Below are 21,526 nucleotides of genomic sequence, written 5' to 3' on the forward strand. Positions count from 1 at the left end.
GGTTGGCGTGCGGGTTGCAGTGGAATCGTGATTGATTCCACTGCCGCCTGTTTACCTTGATCAGGTTCGCAAATCAAGAGTATATGGAAGGTAGCGATTAATCTCTTCGGCAGGTGTGTTGACCTGCTCACCGGGAGTATGACCTCCGGGAATGAACCGTGAGTTACGTCGCCCTTCTGCCTCGTATGAATTTACAGGAAAAATATCATAACTGCGTCCACCAGGATGACCGACATAATAGGTACAGCCGCCAACAGCCCGACCAGTCCAGGTATCAAACAGATCAACCTTAAGGGGAGCATGTATGCCGATAGTTGGATGGAGACAGGATGGTGGCTGCCAAGCACGGTAGCGCACGCCTGCAACAAAAACTCCTTCTTCAAGAGTAGGTTTTAAAGGAACTCTTCTGCCGTTACATGTGACGACAAACCGCTCTTTCGTCATTCCTGAAACTTTTATCTGCAGCCTTTCTACCGATGAATCAACATATCGTGCCGTACCTCCACCACCCGCCTCTTCTCCGAGCACATGCCACGGTTCCAGGGCCTGACGGAGCTCAAGTTCCATTCCCTGATAGTCCACCTTGCCATAAATAGGAAAACGAAATTCAAAGTGAGGATGAAAAAAGTCCATGGAAAAGGCATATCCGGCACGGTTGAGAATGTTGAGCACATCGGTAAAATCATCACGCACAACTTGTGGGAGCATAAACTGATCATGAAGCCGCGTTCCCCAGCGAACCAGTTCCTGCCTGTACGGTTTCTTCCAGAACCAACTTACAAAGGTACGCAGAAGGAGCTGTTGGGCAAGACTCATGCGTGCATGGGGTGGCATTTCAAAGGCCCGGAATTCCAGAAGGCCAAGACGGCCACTGGAACTGTCTGGTGAGTACAGTTTATCAATACAGAACTCAGCTCGATGGGTATTACCGGAGACATCTACGAGCAGGTTTCTATATAATCTGTCGACAAGCCAGGGCGGACATGGTGCGTCCCCTTGTGTCTGCCTGTCCTGTTCGGCAAAAGCGATCTCAAGCTCATACAGACTGTCGTGTCGTGCCTCATCAATTCGGGGTTGTTGACTTGTCGGCCCCATGAAAAGACCTGAAAACAGAAACGACAACGACGGATGATTGTTCCAGAAAGTTATAAAGCTACGCAGGAGGTCAGGACGACGCAAAAATGGACTGTCTGCCGGAGTAGCTCCACCAATGACGATATGGTTGCCGCCTCCCGTTCCGGTGTGTCGTCCATCAACCATGAATTTCTCAGTTCCAAGACGAGTCTCCCTGGCCAGGTTGTAGAGAGTAGTGGTGCACTCAACCATCTCTTTCCAGCTGTGCATCGGTTGGATGTTAACTTCGATAACACCCGGATCAGGGGTAACTTTCAAACATTCAAGGCGATAGTCAGATGGAGGTGTATACCCCTCTATCACAACAGGAAGTCCTGTTTTTTCAGCAGTTATTTCAATGCAATGAATCAGCTCAAGGTAGCCTTCAAGCGAAGTAATGGGAGGCATGAAAACATAAATACGCCCGTCCCTGGGCTGAACACAAAGGGCTGTACGAACCAGCCATGCAGCGGATTTACCAACTACCGGTTCAGGATCGTCTATAGGGCCCGGCTGGGCATGAACAGTATCACCGGGAGTTTCTGAACTGCCTGAAATCGTTGTATCGACTTTCTGCTGGCCGGTATAATCAGGCAGAGGATCCCTTGAGGCCATGGGGTCCAACGTGTAATCATCAGGTAAATCCTCAGGGGCGACCCAGGGTAGTGAATCAAGCGGAAGTCGTAAACCGGCAGGAGAATCCCCAGGCAGGAGATACATATGCTCACTCCTGAAGGTCCAGGGGCCACTTTTCCAGGAGCCATACTGCAAGGGAAGAACATAGCCGACAACTGAGCCGAGACCACGCTGGAAAGCACGAATCATCCGCCTTCGTTCTTCGGGATCATCCAACTTGGGGTCAGTGGGACTAACGTTGAGTGGCAATTCCTGTTCTTTCATCAGGTTATGAAGAATATCTTCATAACTCTCGCGAATATACTCTTTGTTTACTTCCAGGGTATCAGCTAAGGTTCTGATAAACGTTTCTGCCTCTTTGATACCAAATCCGTAATCTTTAGAGACATCAGCCAGCCACTGATCATCATTCCAGACGGGAATACCGTCCTTACGCCAATAGCACCCCAAAGCCCACCGGGGAAGAGATTCTCCAGGATACCACTTGCCCTGACCGAAATGCAGAAAACCACCCGGGGCCCACTCTTTCCATATTTTTTTTAAGAGAATTTCTGAAAGAGCAAGCTTTTCTTCTCCCAGTGCTTCTGTGTTCCACTGTGCTCCTTCCATATCGTCAATGGATACAAATGTGGGCTCTCCTCCCATGCTGAGACGAACATCCTGCTCCCGTAATTCGTCATCCACCCTGTCACCAAGCGTGAGAATCTCTGACCAGACCGATTCGGGATAGGGACGTGTGGAGCGAGGTGCTTCAAGGATACGCGTCACAGACATCGTGTGGCCGAATTCAACCTCACACTCATCGAGAGCCCCGGTAATGGGGGCAGCACTACTCGGCTCAGGTGAACATGCAAGCGGGATGTGACCCTCGCCGGCAAAAAGGCCAGAAGTCGGGTCCATGCCGATCCAGCCGGCTCCTGGAATGTATACTTCCGTCCAGGCATGCAGGTCGGTAAAATCATTTTCCGTGCCGGAGGGGCCATCAAGTGACTTTACATCCTGTTTCAGCTGCACCAGATACCCGGAGACAAAACGTGCAGCAAAACCAAACGAGCGGAGAATGTTAACCAGCAGCCAGGCAGAGTCTCTACAGGAACCACTTTTCTTGATGAGGGTTTCGGCGCAGGCCTGAACATTCGGCTCCATGCGAATAAGGTAGCTGATATCATTACTCAGCTTCATATTCAGGTCGACCAGAAAGTCGATGGTGCGCCTGGGGGTGATATCGACTTCAGCAACATAGTCGGTAAACAGTTTGCCAAGTCGTCGTTTGATCAGGTAGGGACGTAACTCTTTTTGTAACGATTTTTCATATGTGAAAGGGATTTCTTCGGCATCAGGTTCCAGAAAATAGTCGAAAGGGTTAATGATGATCATATCTGCTATCAGATCAATCTCAACCTCAAATTCGGTCGTCTTTTCAGGAAATACCAACCTTCCAAGGTAGTTGCTGAAAGGGTCCTGTTGCCAGTTGATAAAATGATCGGCGGGAGTCACCTTCATTGAGTAGCTCAGAATGGGTGTCCGGCAGTGTGGAGCCGGACGCAACCTGACGATCTGCGGAGCGAGGTTAATTAATCGATCATATTTGTAGGTAGTTCTATGGTTTAAGGCTATATGGATTCCCACAACTGTTCCTTTGAGAAATTATAAGTTTTATTATCTCGTTACCTGACAATGAGTACCTGGAAGAAAACCTGTAAATTTTTTCAAGTTCAAGGCGGCCGATAAATTTAACCGGAAGAATACATAACGCTTACCGGGAGTCTCGTACCTCGCTTACCTGAGCATTAAATTTTAAAAGCAACAATGAAATCAAAAAAATTTATGGTTTTCGTCGGGCATTACATTAGGAGGGTGTCCGGTAATAGGAATTTTGGTCAAAATCGAGAAGTTTTTAAAAAATAAGCGCAGACATATAGTTAATATTTCGAGCATTATTTTTTAAAAAATCTGAAGAGTTTGAGCAAAAAACCATTCTCGGACAGGCTCCTGGTTACTGTTCGCTGCTATTTGTCTGACTCTGCAGCTTAATATTAAAAAAGGTCGTACCTATGATTCCGCCGATTTGATTAAACTCTGTCTGCAGATCATCCAGAAACTCATGTAGACCTTCTTCGATTACTTCCTCAATATCTGTGTATTCAAGATCAGCTTTAAGACGTCCCAGCCTTTTCTCTGCTGCATTTGTGGCTACACCAGTTGGTGACCCTGTTATACGATGCAGACATATTTGTGCCTTTTCAATACAATGATAGATAGAACGTGGAAACAGCCTGTTAAATATAAGGAAATTCGCTACATTTTCCGGTCGTACCTGATGGAATTCTTTCCTGAACATTTCAAAGGCACTGGTAGATCTCAACACTGAAATCCACTGAATGTTATCAATAGGTGTGTTGACTAATCCAACCTGGGGAAGCAGCATGAAATATTTTACATCAAGTATTCTTGATGTCTTGTCTGCCCGTTCCAGCATCATGCCAATCCGGGCAAAATTCCAGGCCTCTCCGTGACTCATCGTTGAATCCAGCAAGCCGGTAAACAGGTGACTTCGCATTTTGATAATATTAAAAAAGCGATTCGGGTCCTGAATCGCCATTTTTATAGACTCTTCCTTCATCAACTCCAGGTAAAAGTTGTTGAGATGTTCCCACATTTCTGAAGAAATGATTTCCCGAATAGATTTGGCATTTTCTCTGGCTGCTGACACACAGCTGAGAATGGAATTGGGATAGCTCCTGTCAAAGGTGAGAAACCAGATCACTTCCTCCTGGTTATATATTTTCTCACTTTTTTCGTAGAGTGCCTGGTCCCCTGTTGTCATAATAAGTGGAGACCACTGCTCTTTATCGTCCGCCGGAAGATCGAGTAGAAGGTTGAGATTAACATCAATAAAACGGGCAACATTTTCAGCACGTTCAATGTAACGGCACATCCAGTAGATTGAGTTGGCGACGCGGCTAAGCATTAGTGTTCTCCTCTTCCTGACCGGGCGACAACACCCAGGTGTCTTTACTTCCGCCGCCCTGTGATGAGTTGACGACTAATGATCCTTTTTTCAGGGCTACCCTGGTCAATCCACCGGGTTGCACATAGATGTCTTCTCCAAACACCACATATGGCCTTAGGTCTACGTGGCGTCCCTCCAGATGATCGTTGACAATCGTGGGAACCCGGGAAAGCGAAATAGTCGGCTGGGCTATATAATTACGAGGATCTGCAGATATTTTCTCAGCAAACAGCTCCTGTTCTTTTTTCGTAGAGTGAGGTCCAATCAGCATTCCATAGCCCCCTGACTCATTGGCAGCTTTTACCACGAGTTCATCCAGGTGTGACAGTACATATGCTCTGTCTTTTTCCTCTTCGCAAATATACGTCTGGACATTTGGAAGGATGGCATCCTCTCCCGTATAATATTTAATAATTCTAGGAACATAAGCATAAACAACCTTATCATCTGCTATTCCTGTCCCAGGCGCATTGGCCATAGCAACTCGTCCGTTTTTGTAAACATCCATCAACCCTTTTACTCCCAGAAGAGAGTCAGGACGGAACACAGTGGGATCTATGAAATCATCATCAATTCTTCGGTAGAGAACATCGACCCGCTTGAGGCCTTTTGTGGTCAGCATGTGCACATAGCCATCCGAAACAATGAGGTCCCGGCCTTCGACGAGTTCCACACCCATTTGTTGCGACAAAAAGGAATGCTCGAAATAGGCACTGTTGAAAATCCCCGGAGTCAACACTCCTATGGTTGGAGAGTGCACACCATCCGGCACCAGATACTCCAGCATCTCCAGTAATTTCACTGGATAATCGTCTACTGGACGTACCCGTGATTTTTCAAAAACATGGGGGAAGGTTCGTTTAAGCACCTGCCTGTTTTCCAGAACATAGGAAACTCCGGAAGGACATCGGAGATTATCTTCAAGCACATAAAAACTGCCGTCAGCCCCTCGAATAAGGTCCGTTCCGGTAACATGGCACCAGATTTTTTTCGGTGGAGTGAACCCTTCACACTCTTTTCTGTATGTTTTACTACTGAGAATAAGTTCCTTGGGAACAATTTTATCCTTCAGTATTTTTTTGTCGTTGTAGATGTCCTGAAGGAATTCATTGAGGGCAAAAATGCGTTGTTTGAGACCCGCTTCAATCCGTTGCCAGTCTGTATCAGGAATAATCCGTGGGATGAGGTCAAAGGGGAAAATTTTCTCAGTGCCCTGATCCTGACCATAGACATTGAACGTGATGCCCATTTTTAAAAGCAGTGCTTCCGCTTCTTTTTGCCGGAGCTTCAAGTCACCTTTAGGGAGTGATTCGATTTTATCCACGAGCAACTGAACCCCGGGACGAGGATTACCTTTTTCGTCAATCAATTCATCATAAAATCCTTCCGGGTCATATGTTCCAAATGTTTCCATGAAACCTCACTCTTTCAATTCTTGACATTTTTGTAATATACCACGAAGAGATATTACAATAATGTGGCTTTGCAACCACGCGAGTAAAAAATACATCAACATCTGATGCTAACGAGGTACTACTCTATGTGTTTGACACTGACCGTCTTTGTGGTAGGGAATACTGCTGGACCAAACTGGTTATAGACAGCGACATCAGCCGCATCACGACCATACCCCAGGACAACATAACCACCCCTGGATTCCGTTTGTGTGGGATCGAACGTATACCAGCGATCAGCTACATATGCCTCAAACCAGGCATGCATATCCATAGGCTCCAAACCATGAAGAAACCCAACAACCATGCGTGCGGGGATGCTCAACGCACGACACAGGGCTATCCCTAAATGGGCGAGGTCACGACACACGCCCCATTGCCGGGTATTCACTTCGCTGGCTGTCACGGGAGCATCACTGCCACTCAATTCGTAACGAATAGTTGACCGTATCCAGGATTCAATTGCTGCTACCTGGTCATAGCCCCATGCATATCCCGCTGTAATCTCGGCAGCCATCATGCTGAAATGCTCTGATTCACAGTAGCGACTGGGCAGGAGATAACCCAAAACATAGTCGGGCAGATGTGGTATCTCTATGAATATTCCGCCAGGTTCTCTGTCAACGCCATCGGATACAATCACTTCAGCGCTGGTGGATATGGAAAAATCTCCTACTGGAGCAATGAGTCGCTGACAGAGATTGCCATATAGATCAGTAAATTCCCTGACAGTGGTTAAAGGATAAAGCATATATTTTTCACATGAGACCCATTGCTGATAGCCGCTGCGGGGTCGTAGCATGAAAACGAAAGGAGTCGGTACTGTGATATCAAATGTTAAATCACAGCGTGTTTGTAAATGCATAAAACAATCACCTTTTAAATCCCTTGCAGCGTAATTTCCCATTTACCCGGATTATTCACGTATTCAGAAACAGAGAGCACCTGTAATGAGTCTAGCAATAAGGGTGCCAGATTGTTTCACAAAAGTAGTTCTGAGGTGGTGAATATTCTACAAATACTCAAGCAAACAGCGATTATTACAGTATTGATAAGTACGCCAAGATAGCCTTTCACCCTAATTACAGCTGACTTGCTCAGCGATAATCAGACAATGGGAAATGCGTGTTGTTCGCTTGGCAGAGAGTTGATGCAAGCTATACAAGAAGAGAATTATCCAGCATAACGCATCTCTTCTTATCGTTGGCCAATAAGATCCACCAGATCTGATACCGGCAATGGCCAGTATCCAGAGTGACGTCTCTATGTTCTTGAGATTGAGCAAAAACAGTTTATGAACACATTGCTTTGTCGGTTGTTGTGTTGATGACAAGCAGTACTGAATTGCTACAGATAGGTTTGAAGTGCCAGCTCAGCAGGCAACATTTAGCATAGAAGCACTTTTAGAGTATGTAAATTATAAAATCCTGGAGCACTGAACGTAAACGTATCATATTTTTACCAGAAAGTGAAGTAGCAGGATTTTCATGGACACATTCTTAGCCCGGATTTCTCATCAATACAATTTTTCGGAGGTCGAATTACAAGCGACGTCGTTGCAGCAAACTACCGCAAGCGGCTCATAACGCTGCAGAGCGTTGCAGCTGCGAGAAAAACCATTGGCAAAAACATTTAACCAATTGATATCATGGAAAAAACACTTCACTCAATGGCGATGTATTTTTATTATAAAATCATACAGTTGAGGAATAAATCGTGTCTCGATACCAGGCTATTTGATCGCTGGGCAGTCCCCCCCCCTGTTCACTAAAAAGCCTATGCTACCGAGTACATGCCAGCTCAGTCTCCTAGACCTCACCATCATGTTTTCGTCGAATTATTCCAAGAAGATACTGCTCAAGTTCATAGTGTTTGCAGAGCACTACCCCGGTCAGCCGTTCAAGTTCCGCTATTTCGGCAGACGTGGACTTCTCATGGATATGATAGCAGTTATAATTGAGGCAAAACATAGGTTTAAACAGGAATATACAGCCATTTTCTCCAAGAAAAATGCATTCATTACCGTCATCCCGGACAGGAATCACCTCAATATCCGCAAAAAGATTCATGAGCATCTGCAAGGCATCAGTCTCTCCAGCCATAAACAGGCTGCAGCAGCCACCAGTGGGCTTTGCTGAGCATTGGATACAGAGCGGAGCCAGGCGCATGGATCCCATATGATGGTTAACGTCCTCGGCATGCCCGATAAGCTTCGCGAATTCGTGCATGAAATGCACATCCTTTCTGAGCTGATCTGCCAGAAGCTGATAGAGCGATTGGCCAGCTGCAATCCGCGACTCCACGGAGCCGCTGTAGCAAGAATCAATCATCATGAAATATTGCCCCTAAACATAAAGAAGAATGTACCAGTCTTACAGAGACCGGTCCCGAGATCATCAAGCTTTAAGGGCTCTTTGAGGTGCATCATTGAAAATGCGCATCTGATGATGCACTGAACGATACGCTTTTTCAAGCTCGTCGGCAAGTGTGATTGCATCTCCTGACAACCTGCCCGACATCTGTTGACGCAGGCCGGTGCGCATCGAAATGAGTCTACTACTGTTATTCGCCATTTCTGTTGCAATCTTCAGGTATCGATCCGGTGTTTGTGCGACAAGTTCCTGCAGGCCAAAATGATTTAAGATCGCTTTCGATTGCAACGATACTGGTCGGAGTTGGGCGAACGTAACTACTGGTACGCCCATCCATAATGCTTCGCAGGTAGTCAAAGCACCACTAAAAGGAAAAGGGTCCAAAGCGATATCGATATCATTATACTCTTCCAGCATTTTCTGATGACTGGATGCGCTGCGCAGTTCAATCCTGTTTTCCGCAATGCCTGCCTGTCTGAAAAACGTCATCAGCTCGCTGGAAAAATCGGTATCAAGCAAACTTCTCCATTTGAGTATCAGGCGGCTACCGGGAACCTGATGCAGTATTTCTGCCCAAAGGCGTAATACATTTTTGTTGAGCTTCGCAGTGTTATTGAAACAGCCAAAGGTAATATAGCCATTTTTCAAATGAGGCGGTTGAGATAAAGAAGGGAGATAATCTGGCGGTGTGTAAATAAACTGGCAGGTATTCAGGCGATAAAGTTTTTCATGGAAAAAAGCTTCACTCCCTGGAGGAGCCTGATCATGACCAAGAAATACATAATCTATGGAATCCATCCCTGTTGAAGCAAAATAACCAAGCCAGCTCACCTGTACTGTTGCCGGATGTAACTGGAAAATTCCAGGACGCGCCCCGGATGTATGCCCGGAAAGATCAATGAGAACAGCAATCTCATCTTCCTGAATCTGAGCAGCCGCTTCAGAATCTGATAAAGAACGTAAAGAACGCCAATGTTCTGCATCAGCTTGCAAAATTGAGGTGAGCTCATCGTACTGGTTACTCGTGTCATAACAGTACACTTCAAATTCTGCGATGGTATGCGCTTGCAGAACAGCACGCAAAAACCATCCCACCGGGTGCTGCCTGAAATCCCCTGAAACATAGCCGATGCGAAGCCTTTCTTTCTTGGAATAACACGCTTCGACAGACGATACTCGCGAAAATTCAGGTTTAAAAGATGCAGCAGCTTCTCGTAATTCACGGCTGCTTAATGAAGGTATATACTGTAAACACATCAAACGATTGGCCTGTGCTGCACGATGTTCAGGTTGGAGTTTTAGTGCCTTGTTATAGGCACGCAACGCATCATTAAGCTGCATTCTCTCCTGGAGCGCCGAAGCCAGATTGCAATACGCCTCAACCATAGCCGGGTTAAGCCTGATGGCTCGACGGCTTGCTCTGATCGACTCCGTGACCTTCCCTTCATTAAGATACACTATTGCAAGGTTAGTCCAGGCGAGAACAGCTTTAGGGTTGAGTTCACTCGCTATTCGCAGAGTTCGACCCGCTTCTTCTCCTCTTCCCAAAGCAATAAGAATTATCCCGAGATTACAATACGCATCTACAAAATCAGGCTGAAGACGAATTGCCATATTGCACGAAGATTCAGCATCTCCCATCTGGCCCTGCAAGTAGAGAATATAGCCAAGGTTAGAATGCTCTAATGCGGATTTTGGTTGTAGCGTTAATGCTATTCGGAGATGTTGAGCTGATTCCTCAAGATTGTTCTGTTGGAACCTTACTCGCGAGAATGCGACGTGTGCCTGAACATTGTCTGGTTCTATTTTCAGGATGTTTGTATAGTAGTACGCTGAATTTTCAAGATCATTTTGTGAACAATACATTTCGGCCAGTTCCCGCAGAGAGTCAACATCGTCAGGAAAAACAGTGATAATGCGTCTAAAACAGTCGATAGCATCCTGCCACTTTCCGTTTTTAGACAGTGTTTTTCCTTCTCTGTAAAGGATCTCTTTTGGGGGGCTTGTCAAACTCTTCATGGCTATCTTTCGCTCATCTATCATTTCAGGCAATCGGGTTCGGTAACTCCGGCAAGGTAGCCACTTCTCTGCAATTTATCTATGAATAATCCCGAGATCGATCAGTTAATGAAGACCGCGATAGAATTACATCGCAAAGGATTGCTACCCGAAGCCCAGAAAAAGTACGAAGCGGTACTTGAGCTAAAGCCTCATTTCAGGCCGGCAGTTCATAATCTTGGCATGGTACTTCTTGGCCAGGGAATGCTTAAACCAGGCGTTCAACTGATAGAAAGCGTTCTGGCAGAAGATATTGCTTTTCCAGAACAGGCACAGAGCTATCGAGAGGTAGGGATGGCACTTTATCGTGCGCGATACTGGGAAGAAGCACAACCCTGGCTTGAGAAAGCCGCATATTTCTTACCTGATGATTCAGCACTTCAGGCTATCCTCAAGCGTATTGCTCTACCTGACTATCTCACCCCTGAAGTTTTTGATCCACTGGCTGGTGAAATACTTAAACGCTATGCTCCACGTGAAGCACCACTATATGTTTATGTCATCGACATAATGGGGACCTGTAATCTGCGCTGCCCCACCTGTCCTGTTGGCAATTCTAGAAATGCTGTGAGAAACAAAGGGGCTATGCCCCGTGATCTTTTCAAAAAAATTGTCAGGAAAATTCTTCGGGAATCAATAATCGGGAAGGTGGAAGTCTGGCTCTTTAACTGGGGAGAGCCTCTATTACATCCGGACCTTCCTGAGTTTATAGAAATATTACATACCCATGGTCTTCGATGTCAGCTCTCTTCTAATCTCAATATTGAAAAGGGATTACGAGATGTCATCAGAGCCCGGCCGGATGTGCTGAAAATATCACTATCCGGCTTTCATCAGGAAAACTACTCACAGACACATTCTGGTGGAAATATTCATTTATTGAAATCAAACCTGCATATCCTTCGCTATTACCTCGACACCTTTAAAGCACCCACAAAGGTCTGGGTAGGTCATCATATTTATCGCAGTACATTCAATCAGGCAGAGCAGGTAAAATCATTATGTAATGAGCTCGGTTTCGAGTATCAATCCATCCAGGCTTTTTACCAGCCATTGGAGAAAATGCTCGAAATTGTAAATAAAAAAGGTAACGTAGAAGACGATCCTATTTTGAGCGACCTGCTTATTCATCCGAAGAAAAATATTGCTCATATACAGGCGCATCGGACCGGAGATTATGATTGTGAGCTACGATTCAATCAAACCGTTATAAATTCTGATGGTTCAGTAGCATTGTGTTGCGGTGTTTATGAAGCTGAAAATATGCTCGGAGTCGACTTTCTGGAAATGTCGCAGCACGAAATAGACATGCTGAAATACAATCACCCATTTTGTAAAAAATGTCGCTCTGCCAGCCTGGATTATTCGGTTTCACAGCTGCCAATGACACTTACACCAACAAAAAAATGACGTGAGTTTTTTCGCTCCGGGCGATGTGCTTCTCATTAATCAACACACGATGAGATCGCTTGTTAACACATACTACGTACTGCCATTCATACATAATATTAGGCTAATCATCGGGGAGTTATGAGAGTTAAAAAGGAATATAGAAAGAAATTTGCCTTACTATTGTTCAGCCCCTTGCTCATTAGCCATTTTATCTCACCCGGGACTACCTTTGCTGAACCGGGGAACACACAATGCTCACCCGGAACTATTTCAGATGACGGTTTGGCCCCTTGCGACAATTGCAAACCCGGCGCCTTTCAGCCTTTAGAGGGACAAACTGTTTGCCAAGCTGCACCTGTCGGTTCATATGTCGCCAGTACGGCAGCATCAAAGGCAGAACGCTGTTCACCCGGGACCTTTAATGAGTTCTCGGGGCAAAAATCCTGCCAACGTTGCATGCCCGGGACGTTTAATAATACCGTAGGCAATTCAAGCTGTGAACCTGCTCCTGCCGGGTCGTTTATTGCCTACATGGGTGCGACAACCCCAACTCAATGTATTGATGGCACCTATAGCGATTCGGCAGGACAATCATCATGCCAAAGCTGCCCTACGGGACAAATATCCAATGAGATGAGAACAGGGTGTGTGGCTGAACCAGTTGTTTGTGAACCGGGGACGATCTCCGATGATGGGCTGACTCCATGTGGAGATTGCAAACCGGGAACTTTTCAGTCGCAGCCTGGACAAACTGTCTGTGAAGCGGCTCCTCCCGGTTCATATATCACCAGCACGGCAGCAATCCAGTCAAACCTCTGTCCAACCGGGACGTTTAATAACACCTCAGGCAATTCAAGCTGTGAACTTGCACCTGCCGGATCGTTTATTGCCAACATAGGTGCTACGAGCCCAAATCAATGCATTGACGGTACCTATAGCGATTCGCCAGGGCAATCATCATGCCAAAGCTGCCCTGCCGGACAAATATCCAATGAGATGAGAACAGGCTGTATGGCTGAACCAGTAGCTTGCGAACCGGGAACGATCTCTGATGATGGACTGACTCCATGTGAAGGCTGTAATCCTGGAACATTTCAATCCCAGCCCGGACAAACTGTCTGTGAAGCGGCACCTGCCGGATCGTTTATTGCCAACATAGGTGCTACGAGCCCAAATCAATGCATTGACGGTACCTATAGCGATTCGCCAGGACAATCATCATGCCAAAGCTGCCCTGCTGGACAAATATCCAATGAGATAAGAACAGGCTGTGTGGTTGAACCAGTTGTTTGTGAACCGGGGACGATCTCCGATGATGGGCTGACTCCATGTGGAGATTGCAAACCGGGAACTTTTCAGTCGCAGCCTGGACAAACTGTCTGTGAAGCGGCTCCTCCCGGTTCATATATCACCAGCACGGCAGCAGTCCAGCCAAACCTCTGTCCGACCGGAACGTTTAATAACACCTCAGGCAATTCAAGCTGTGAACTTGCACCTGCCGGATCGTTTATTGCCAACATGGGTGCTACGAACCCAACTCAATGTATTGATGGTACCTATAGCGATTCGCCAGGACAATCATCATGCCAAAGCTGCCCTGCCGGACAAATATCCAATGAGATGAGAACAGGCTGTATGGCTGAACCAGTAGCTTGCGAACCGGGAACGATCTCTGATGATGGACTGACTCCATGTGAAGGCTGTAATCCTGGAACATTTCAATCCCAGCCCGGACAAACTGTCTGTGAAGCGGCACCTGCCGGATCGTTTATTGCCAACATAGGTGCTACGAGCCCAAATCAATGCATTGACGGTACCTATAGCGATTCGCCAGGACAATCATCATGCCAAAGCTGCCCTGCTGGACAAATATCCAATGAGATAAGAACAGGCTGTGTGGTTGAACCAGTTGTTTGTGAACCGGGGACGATCTCCGATGATGGGCTGACTCCATGTGGAGATTGCAAACCGGGAACTTTTCAGTCGCAGCCTGGACAAACTGTCTGTGAAGCGGCTCCTCCCGGTTCATATATCACCAGCACAGCAGCAGTCCAGCCAAACCTCTGTCCAACCGGGACGTTTAATAAAACCTCAGGCAATTCAAGCTGTGAACTTGCACCTGCCGGATCGTTTATTGCCAACATAGGTGCTACGAGCCCAAATCAATGCATTGACGGTACCTATAGCGATTCGCCAGGACAATCATCATGCCAAAGCTGCCCTGTCGGACAAATATCCAATGAGATGAGAACAGGGTGTGTGGTTGAACCAGTAGCTTGCGAACCGGGAACGATCTCTGATGATGGGCTGACTCCATGTGGAGGCTGTAATCCTGGAACATTTCAATCCCAGCCCGGACAAACTGTCTGTGAAGCGGCACCTGCCGGATCATTTGTCGCCAACACCGGTGCCACAAGCGTTATTCCATGTCCTGAAGGAACCTATAGTGATTCTTCAGGTCAATCATCATGCCAGAGCTGCCCTGTCGGACAAATATCCAATGAAGCTGGAACAGGTTGCCAGCCGATAAATATCGGCGATATAAACAATGACGGTAAAACAGACTTGGAAGACACTATTATTTCCTTACAGGTATTAACAGGGCAAAGCGTGATTGAAGTACTCCCTGAAGCGGATGTAAATAACGATGGCCTCACTGGGGTACCTGAAGCCATACATGCTCTTCAGCATGTTCGTGGCACAACTGAATACCAATAATCCGTACAGTCAGCTCTTGGATTGCAAGATTTCGAGAATAGGAATTTTGACCTCAATCGTGAATTTTTAACCACATGAGCACACATCTATATGAATGGGTATCAAAGTATTCACTTTTTTTTCATAAGCATTTTGTCGAACTTGATAAATACTCTCTAAAATCGATATACTGTTTATAAGAACCTACTGTTCGTTATCGCTGCACACTGCTCACCAAACTACCGTAAGTAGCCAGGAGGCTGTCCGACAATGGCCTTTTGCCCAAACTCTTCGGAATTTTCAAAAACCAATGCTACAACTACGGAAAAACCTATTAACCCGGAGTTAGCTTTTTGCTTTTAAAAGAAAACTCTGCTATTTGAATTCGTCATTTTTTTCTAAATGAAAACAAACACTTGAGCTTGTCATCAAAGTGATAATGAGAAGTGCGGGCTAAAGATCAATTACTATTATTTTCTGATACGTTAGACGAACATCCCGCTCCATCAATTTGCTACTGGCACTCACGCCACAATAGAATTACTATTGATTATTGGATGTACTGTATATCAGAGTATTACTTAGTCAGTTGCTCAATCCCCCATCCTACACACGGAAACTTCAGATGCCTGATCAGCTGAAGCCATCAGCTCAAAACAACTGAACCGGAGAAAGATAATCTGACATGATCCAGGCTCTATTGTGCTGTTTCGGTAAGGTTACAAACACATCTGATGAAAAATAGACGTAAACCACATACACACAGAATACTCAGAGAATTTCTCTATTTTCCCCTCATACCTACTCTATTCTCTGGCTCTTGTAATTTTATGAACTGGAGATTTCTCTAATGGCTGAAAAACCGACCTATGAAGAATTGGCCCAAAGAGTCAAAGAATTGGAGAATGAAAAGCTTCAAGCCCTGTTAGAAAAAGAATACTCAACCAAAAGCAGTCACTGGCTTGCCGGACAGATCTGCTCCCAAACAACTCAGGGAACACCTCCTATAGACTTTGACCTAGGATCTATAATCGATGTTGATGAATTACAATCAATTATGGACGATTTTTTTTCTCTGACCGGTATGGTAACAGCCATTCTTGATCTGAATGGAAAAGTTATCGAAGCGACAGGCTGGCAGGATATCTGTACAAAATTCCACAGGATTAATCTCTTAACAGCCAAAAACTGTACTGAGAGCGATCTCTTCTTAGCAAAAAATCTCAAAGCCGGAGAATTCATTGATTATCAATGTAAAAACGGTCTAACAGACGTTGTAACCCCACTCTATATCGGGGCTATACATCTGGGGAATATATTTACCGGACAATTTTTCTATGATGATGAAGATATCAATGAAGAACGATTCGTAAAGCAGGCTGAAAAATATGACTTTGACAAGACGAGCTATATGGAGGCTTACCGAAAAATACCAAGGTACAGCCGTAAAACAGTAAACAACCTCATGAATTTTCTCGTCAAATTAACAACATACATTTCGAGAGTCAGCTTTTCCAACATCCAGCTTGAGCAGGAAATACACGAGCGCAAGAAAGCAGAAAATGCCGAAAAAGAAAGTGCGGCAATGATGCGATCATTGATTCGAGCAATCCCCGATCTGGTTTGGCTAAAAGATCCGCAGGGTGTCTACCGCTTCTGCAACTCTCGATTTGAAAGTTTCTTTGGTGCAACGGAAACTGATATTATTGGGAAAACAGATTACGATTTTGTAGAAACAGATCTCGCAGATTTTTTCAGAAAACATGATAAATTGGCAATGGAAAATGCCAAACCAACTAGAAACGAAGAAGAAATCGTTTTTGCAACAGACGGACATAGTGAGATTCTTGAAACCATAAAAACACCATTATACAACAGCGAAGGTGAATTAGCCGGCGTTCTTGGTATTGGTCGCGATATCACTGAGCGCAAAAAAGCAGAAGCGGAGAAAGAAGCATTATCTGCTCAACTTCAACAATCTCAGAAAATGGAAGCCATAGGGATTTTAGCGGGTGGTGTAGCGCACGATTTCAATAACATGCTGGGCGTCATAATGGGGCATTCTGAATTGGCAATGGATAAAGTTGAACCATCCAACCCTCTCTTTGAAGACCTGAATCAAATCTATAAAGCAGCCGAGCGCTCAGCCGATATCACACGACAACTTCTTGCCTTTGCCCGCAAGCAGGCTGTTGCTCCCAGAATTCTTGATCTCAACAAAACGGTAGAAGGGATGCTTAAAATGTTACGGCGTCTCATTGGGGAGAATATTGACCTCACATGGCTCCCTGCCTCGGAATTGTGGCCTGTTAAAATTGACCCTTCGCAAATCGATCAGCTCCTCGCAAACCTGTGCATAAATGCTCGGACCGCTATCACAGGCGTCGGGAAAATTACCGTTGAGACGAAAAATGCTCCTATTGATGAACTGTACACTGCCTCACATATGGATGCCATTCCAGGAGAATATGTGCGAATTTCTGTAAGTGACACCGGGTATGGCATGGATAATAGTATGCTAGCTCACATCTTTGAACCGTTTTTCACAACGCAGGACATTGGTGAGGGAACCGGTCTCGGTTTGGCAACAGTGTTTGGGGTTGTCAAACAAAACAATGGATTTATCAATGTATACAGTGAACCGGGAAAGGGAAGTAGCTTCAATATCTATCTGCCCCGTTATCTTGGCAGCATTGGTAAAGATAGATCAGAAAGTGTTATGGAGGAACTCGAACATGGCCATGAAACTATCCTTTTGGTTGAGGATGAACCTGCAATATTACGAATGACCATGACGATGCTTCAGCAACTTGGTTATACAATTCTGACCGCTGGTTCACCCGATGATGCAATTAAACTCATCTCAGAGGATGGTATCAACATCGACATGGTTATGACCGACGTTATTATGCCTGGAATGAACGGTCAAGATTTAGTAAAACACCTTTTAAGCATACAACCTGACATTAAACACCTCTTCATGTCAGGCTACACGGCTAACGTCATATCGCGCCACGGAGTGTTGGAGGATGGGGGCTTTTTCATTCAGAAACCCTTCACAAGAAGAGAGCTTGCGACCAAGATCAGGCACGTACTTGATACGTAAACCTTCTCGCTCAACCAGCCTTGACACCACCGTATTCCACATCGACGGAAATACATGTTTACGCGTGATTCTGATCAGCTTCAACACCATTTAACACCAGGGCCGAATTATCTTAGATGATGCCAACAACATTTTGTACCTGTTCAGCAAAAGACAATATATGAATGAGTAAAGACAGTCACCTGCTTGCGGAGTTCAATCTCACCGATCGAGAAAGGCGTGAATAAAGTCAAACACGTTATCCTGATGCAAAAATCCAAACGTATCATTCGAGAATCAACATGACGGATCAAAACACCCATCGACTGCAACCACACCGGAGATACAATCCACTCACAGGTGAATGGCTGCTTCTTTCCCCCCACCGCACTCAGCGTCCATGGCAGGGGAAAACTGAAGATGCCCCCATGGTCCAGATTACTGAATACGACTCGAAATGCTACCTCTGTCCAGGCAACGTGCGCATGGGCGGGCAACAGAACGCTGAGTACCCGGGAACCTATGTCTTCGACAACGACTTCAAGGCACTCACGGACTGTGAGCAACCGTATAGCGAGGATGAAGATGGGCTGTTCCGCTCCGAGTCCACCGATGGCACCTGCCGCGTCATCTGCTTTTCCCGAAAACACAACGTGACCCTGGCCGAAATGGATGAAGCCGACCTGCTACCTGTCATCGATGTCTGGAAAGAACAGATGACTGAACTCTCAGAGAAATACCGCTGGGTCCAGATATTTGAGAACAAAGGTGAGATCATGGGCTGCTCTAACCCGCATCCGCACGGTCAGATCTGGGCCAGTGATTACATCCCTGAGGAACCTTACAAAGAAGACCTTAGCCAGAAAGCCTATCTTGAACAGCATGGGAAAAACCTGCTTGTTGAATATCTGGCAAGGGAAAAGGACAAACAGGAACGTATCGTTGCCGAAAACACCGAGTGGTTGTGTGTCGTTCCCTACTGGGCAACCTGGCCCTTCGAGGTACTGCTGGCACCGCTTCGCCCCACCCTGCGTTTGCAAGACCTTGACGATGCACAGCAAAAAGGACTCGCCGCCATCATGAAGGAACTGTTGGTGAAGTATGACAATCTATTTTCCACCTCCTTTCCCTATTCCATGGGCTGGCATGGGGCGCCAGCCAACGGTGAGAACAACGATCACTGGCAGCTGCATGCCCATTATTATCCGCCCCTGCTCCGCTCGGCAGACATAAAAAAATTTATGGTTGGCTATGAAATGCTCGGTTGCCCGCAGCGGGACATCCTGCCGGAGCAGGCAGCGGAGCTGCTCAGAAACCAATCGACAACACATTTCAGAATGAAGAGGCAATAGGATAGACGTGGAAATCCCTTTAACCATACTTGAGCGGGATCTTTTGCAACAGTTCACGAATTATTTCAACAGTATCCCAGAGCTAGTGGTCACCTCACCCGGACGGGTGAATCTTATCGGTGAACATACCGATTACAACGACGGATTCGTCCTGCCCATGGCAATTGACCGTTGCCTGTTGATGGCATTCAAGAAACGAAATGATGACAGGATAACTATCTATTCCAGCGACTTCGACTCGGAGATCTCCTTTTCTGCATCTTCATTTCGTAAAGGCGACTTCAGCTGGGGAGAATACATAAGCGGCTGCATCTGGGTGCTACAGGAGATTGGCCACACTCCGGGCGGCTTCGACATGGTCATCACCGGCAACATTCCAGTAGGGGCAAGTCTCTCCTCCTCAGCTGCACTGGAACTCGGAATCCTCAGGGCTGCTGCCCATACCGCCGGAATCGAATGGCAGCCGATGGCAATGGCCAAACTGGGACAACGGGTTGAAAACCATTGGGTTGGCATGAACTGCGGCATCATGGATCAGGCCATATGCGCCTGTGGCCGGAAGGACCATGCATTGCTTATCGATTGCCGCGATCTCACCTCTAAGCTTTGCCCCCTTCCGAAGAACAGCTCTATCGTGATCCTCGACACCGGCACCAGACGAGGGCTGGTCGATTCGGCATACAACGAACGGAGAGCCCAATGCTTTGAAGCAGCTGGAGTGATGAACATCGCTACTCTCCGGGATGGCGACAAAGAGATGCTTGAGCGGTATCGGTCACAGCTCTCACCACTTGCCTACCGGCGGGCAAAGCACATCATCTCGGAAAACAGCAGGGTTCTGGAGGCAGCCAAAGCAATGGAAAACGACCAGGAGCTTAAGCTCGGAAAACTCATGTATGAGAGCCACTGCAGTCTGCGCGATGATTTTGATGTATCCGGCAAAGCACTCAACGAAATTGTTGAGTGTGCAATGGAGCATTCGGCCTGCCTCGGAGCAAGAATGACCGGAGCAGGTTTCGCTGGTTGTGCCGTCGCCCTGGTAGCAAAGGGCAAAGAGAAGGAGTTTGTTGAAGAGGTGAGCAAAGCATATGCAACCCGAATGCAGACCGAGCCACGGCTCTATGTCTGTCAGGCTGCCGACGGCACCACCATACGTCCGTTCGACGGGGAGATCATGGAAGAGTAAGCTCTGGCGCCCTGTGCTTGACAGGCCGACATTTCAAATTTCTGATTTTACATTTCTGTAAGTATCAACGCGTTCTCATTTTTTTTCTGCTCATTTCTACCCTCCCACCACGTCCTGACCATAGGCCGACCCTCAATCTTATACGTTTTCTCAATATCTTACAATTTTGAAGGTTCGTATTTTTTCTTGACAAGATACTTTCCTTAACGCTACTTTAACTATAATAGCATATCAATTACTATAATAGTAAACACGAACGTAAAAGGTTTTTATGTCTTCAAAAACATCATATTTTTCTAAATCTCTTGAGAAGGGGTTGAAAATACTGGCTCTGTTCAACCGTGAAACTCCAGCCCTCAGCCAGACAGAGATAGCCAAAATTGTCGGTCTGAACATGACCTCAACCTACCGTTATATCAACACACTGGTTGAGATGGGGTATCTTGAAAAGGACGAGTCAACCAAGCTTGTCAGGCCATCCATCTTCTGCCTCGCATTCTGTAACAATCTGATGCGAGCTACCGACCATAAGCGCTTGATCAAAGCACTGGTGGACGATATTCACAGTCGATACAATATGACCATTGACGTAGCCCTATCCGTCGATGATGACATGATGCGTATCTATCACCGTGAAGCGGCTGATACCCTGACGTACAGCCTGCCTGATTTCACCAGGAACTGCCTGCATAACACAGCTCTTGGCAAAGCCTTCCTCTCCTCTCTGCCTGAAGACGATTTGCAGGGACGACTCACTCATCTTCAACTCACAGCAAAGACCAAACATACGATTACTGACAGCGAAACGCTGAAAAAACAGTTGCTACAGGCCAAATTACGGGGATATGCAATGACCGAGGAAGAATTCCTCCCAGGTCTGATAGCCATTGCTGCCCCACTGATCAATCCTCATACCTCCAGGGGAATCGGGGCGGTCTCGTTCGATTTCTCGGTTCTTCAACGTAATGTTGAAGAGGTTCAGGTGCAATATGGGCCACTGATAATAGACCTCGCTGCCAGAATATCTGCGACCATCCCTAGCGAGGGCAGACTCGGCAGCATCTGAGGGCAACATCCTGGGACTGAGGTTAAAGAGGTTAGGACTGAGTAAATTGCATGGAAAATGCAATTTACTCCGCCAGATGTAATTCAATTCATTCAGGAATGA

The 21,526-nt window shown here is 46.3% G+C and carries 12 protein-coding genes; 6 read left to right on the top strand and 6 right to left on the bottom strand.

The annotated features are described in order from the left end of the window. Positions 1–60: 60 nt before the first annotated feature. The 6 genes from FCL46_RS23725 to FCL46_RS23750 all read right to left on the bottom strand — a co-directional run bounded on the left by FCL46_RS23725 (position 61) and on the right by FCL46_RS23750 (position 10,631). On the bottom strand, positions 61–3,378 hold the full coding sequence (locus tag FCL46_RS23725) for a transglutaminase family protein (RefSeq protein WP_136809651.1): 3,318 nt from the start codon (positions 3,376–3,378) through the stop codon (positions 61–63). 367 nt (positions 3,379–3,745) lie between these two features. Then, positions 3,746–4,720, bottom strand: coding sequence for an alpha-E domain-containing protein (locus FCL46_RS23730; protein WP_136809652.1), 975 nt, complete (start codon positions 4,718–4,720; stop codon positions 3,746–3,748). Next, entirely contained in the window at positions 4,713–6,176 is a 1,464-nt protein-coding gene (locus FCL46_RS23735; RefSeq protein ID WP_136809653.1) for a circularly permuted type 2 ATP-grasp protein, read from the bottom strand. Before FCL46_RS23735 ends, FCL46_RS23730 begins: the two co-directional genes overlap by 8 nt. Before the next feature lie 119 nt (positions 6,177–6,295). Beyond that, a complete protein-coding gene (locus FCL46_RS23740; RefSeq protein WP_136809654.1) occupies positions 6,296–7,081 on the bottom strand; it encodes a transglutaminase-like domain-containing protein in 786 nt (261 codons plus the stop codon). A 943-nt stretch (positions 7,082–8,024) separates the two neighbouring features. Continuing rightward, on the bottom strand, positions 8,025–8,549 hold the full coding sequence (locus tag FCL46_RS23745) for a hypothetical protein (protein ID WP_136809655.1): 525 nt from the start codon (positions 8,547–8,549) through the stop codon (positions 8,025–8,027). A 63-nt stretch (positions 8,550–8,612) separates the two neighbouring features. Further along, a complete protein-coding gene (locus FCL46_RS23750; RefSeq protein WP_228723439.1) occupies positions 8,613–10,631 on the bottom strand; it encodes a tetratricopeptide repeat protein in 2,019 nt (672 codons plus the stop codon). Positions 10,632–10,688: 57 nt separating this feature from the next. Here FCL46_RS23750 and FCL46_RS23755 point away from each other — a divergent pair, with 57 nt between their 5' ends. From FCL46_RS23755 to FCL46_RS23780, 6 genes are all read left to right on the top strand, one after another. Next, positions 10,689–12,056: a radical SAM protein gene (locus FCL46_RS23755; protein WP_136809657.1), complete on the top strand. Its 1,368-nt coding sequence runs from the start codon at positions 10,689–10,691 to the stop codon at positions 12,054–12,056. A 120-nt stretch (positions 12,057–12,176) separates the two neighbouring features. Beyond that, positions 12,177–14,756, top strand: a complete 2,580-nt coding sequence (locus tag FCL46_RS23760; protein ID WP_176371623.1) for a hypothetical protein — start codon at positions 12,177–12,179, stop codon at positions 14,754–14,756. 829 nt (positions 14,757–15,585) lie between these two features. Further along, entirely contained in the window at positions 15,586–17,841 is a 2,256-nt protein-coding gene (locus tag FCL46_RS23765) for a PocR ligand-binding domain-containing protein (RefSeq protein ID WP_136810798.1), read from the top strand. Positions 17,842–18,122: 281 nt separating this feature from the next. Beyond that, on the top strand, positions 18,123–19,172 hold the full coding sequence (locus tag FCL46_RS23770) for a UDP-glucose--hexose-1-phosphate uridylyltransferase (RefSeq protein ID WP_136810799.1): 1,050 nt from the start codon (positions 18,123–18,125) through the stop codon (positions 19,170–19,172). Positions 19,173–19,179: 7 nt separating this feature from the next. After that, positions 19,180–20,358, top strand: coding sequence for a galactokinase (gene galK / locus FCL46_RS23775; RefSeq protein WP_167506109.1), 1,179 nt, complete (start codon positions 19,180–19,182; stop codon positions 20,356–20,358). A gap of 271 nt (positions 20,359–20,629) precedes the next feature. After that, a complete protein-coding gene (locus FCL46_RS23780) occupies positions 20,630–21,424 on the top strand; it encodes an IclR family transcriptional regulator (RefSeq protein WP_136810801.1) in 795 nt (264 codons plus the stop codon). Positions 21,425–21,526 lie beyond the last annotated feature (102 nt).

Source organism: Desulfosediminicola flagellatus (assembly GCF_005116655.2).
Taxonomy (GTDB): Bacteria; Desulfobacterota; Desulfobulbia; order Desulfobulbales; family Desulfocapsaceae; genus Desulfopila; species Desulfopila flagellata.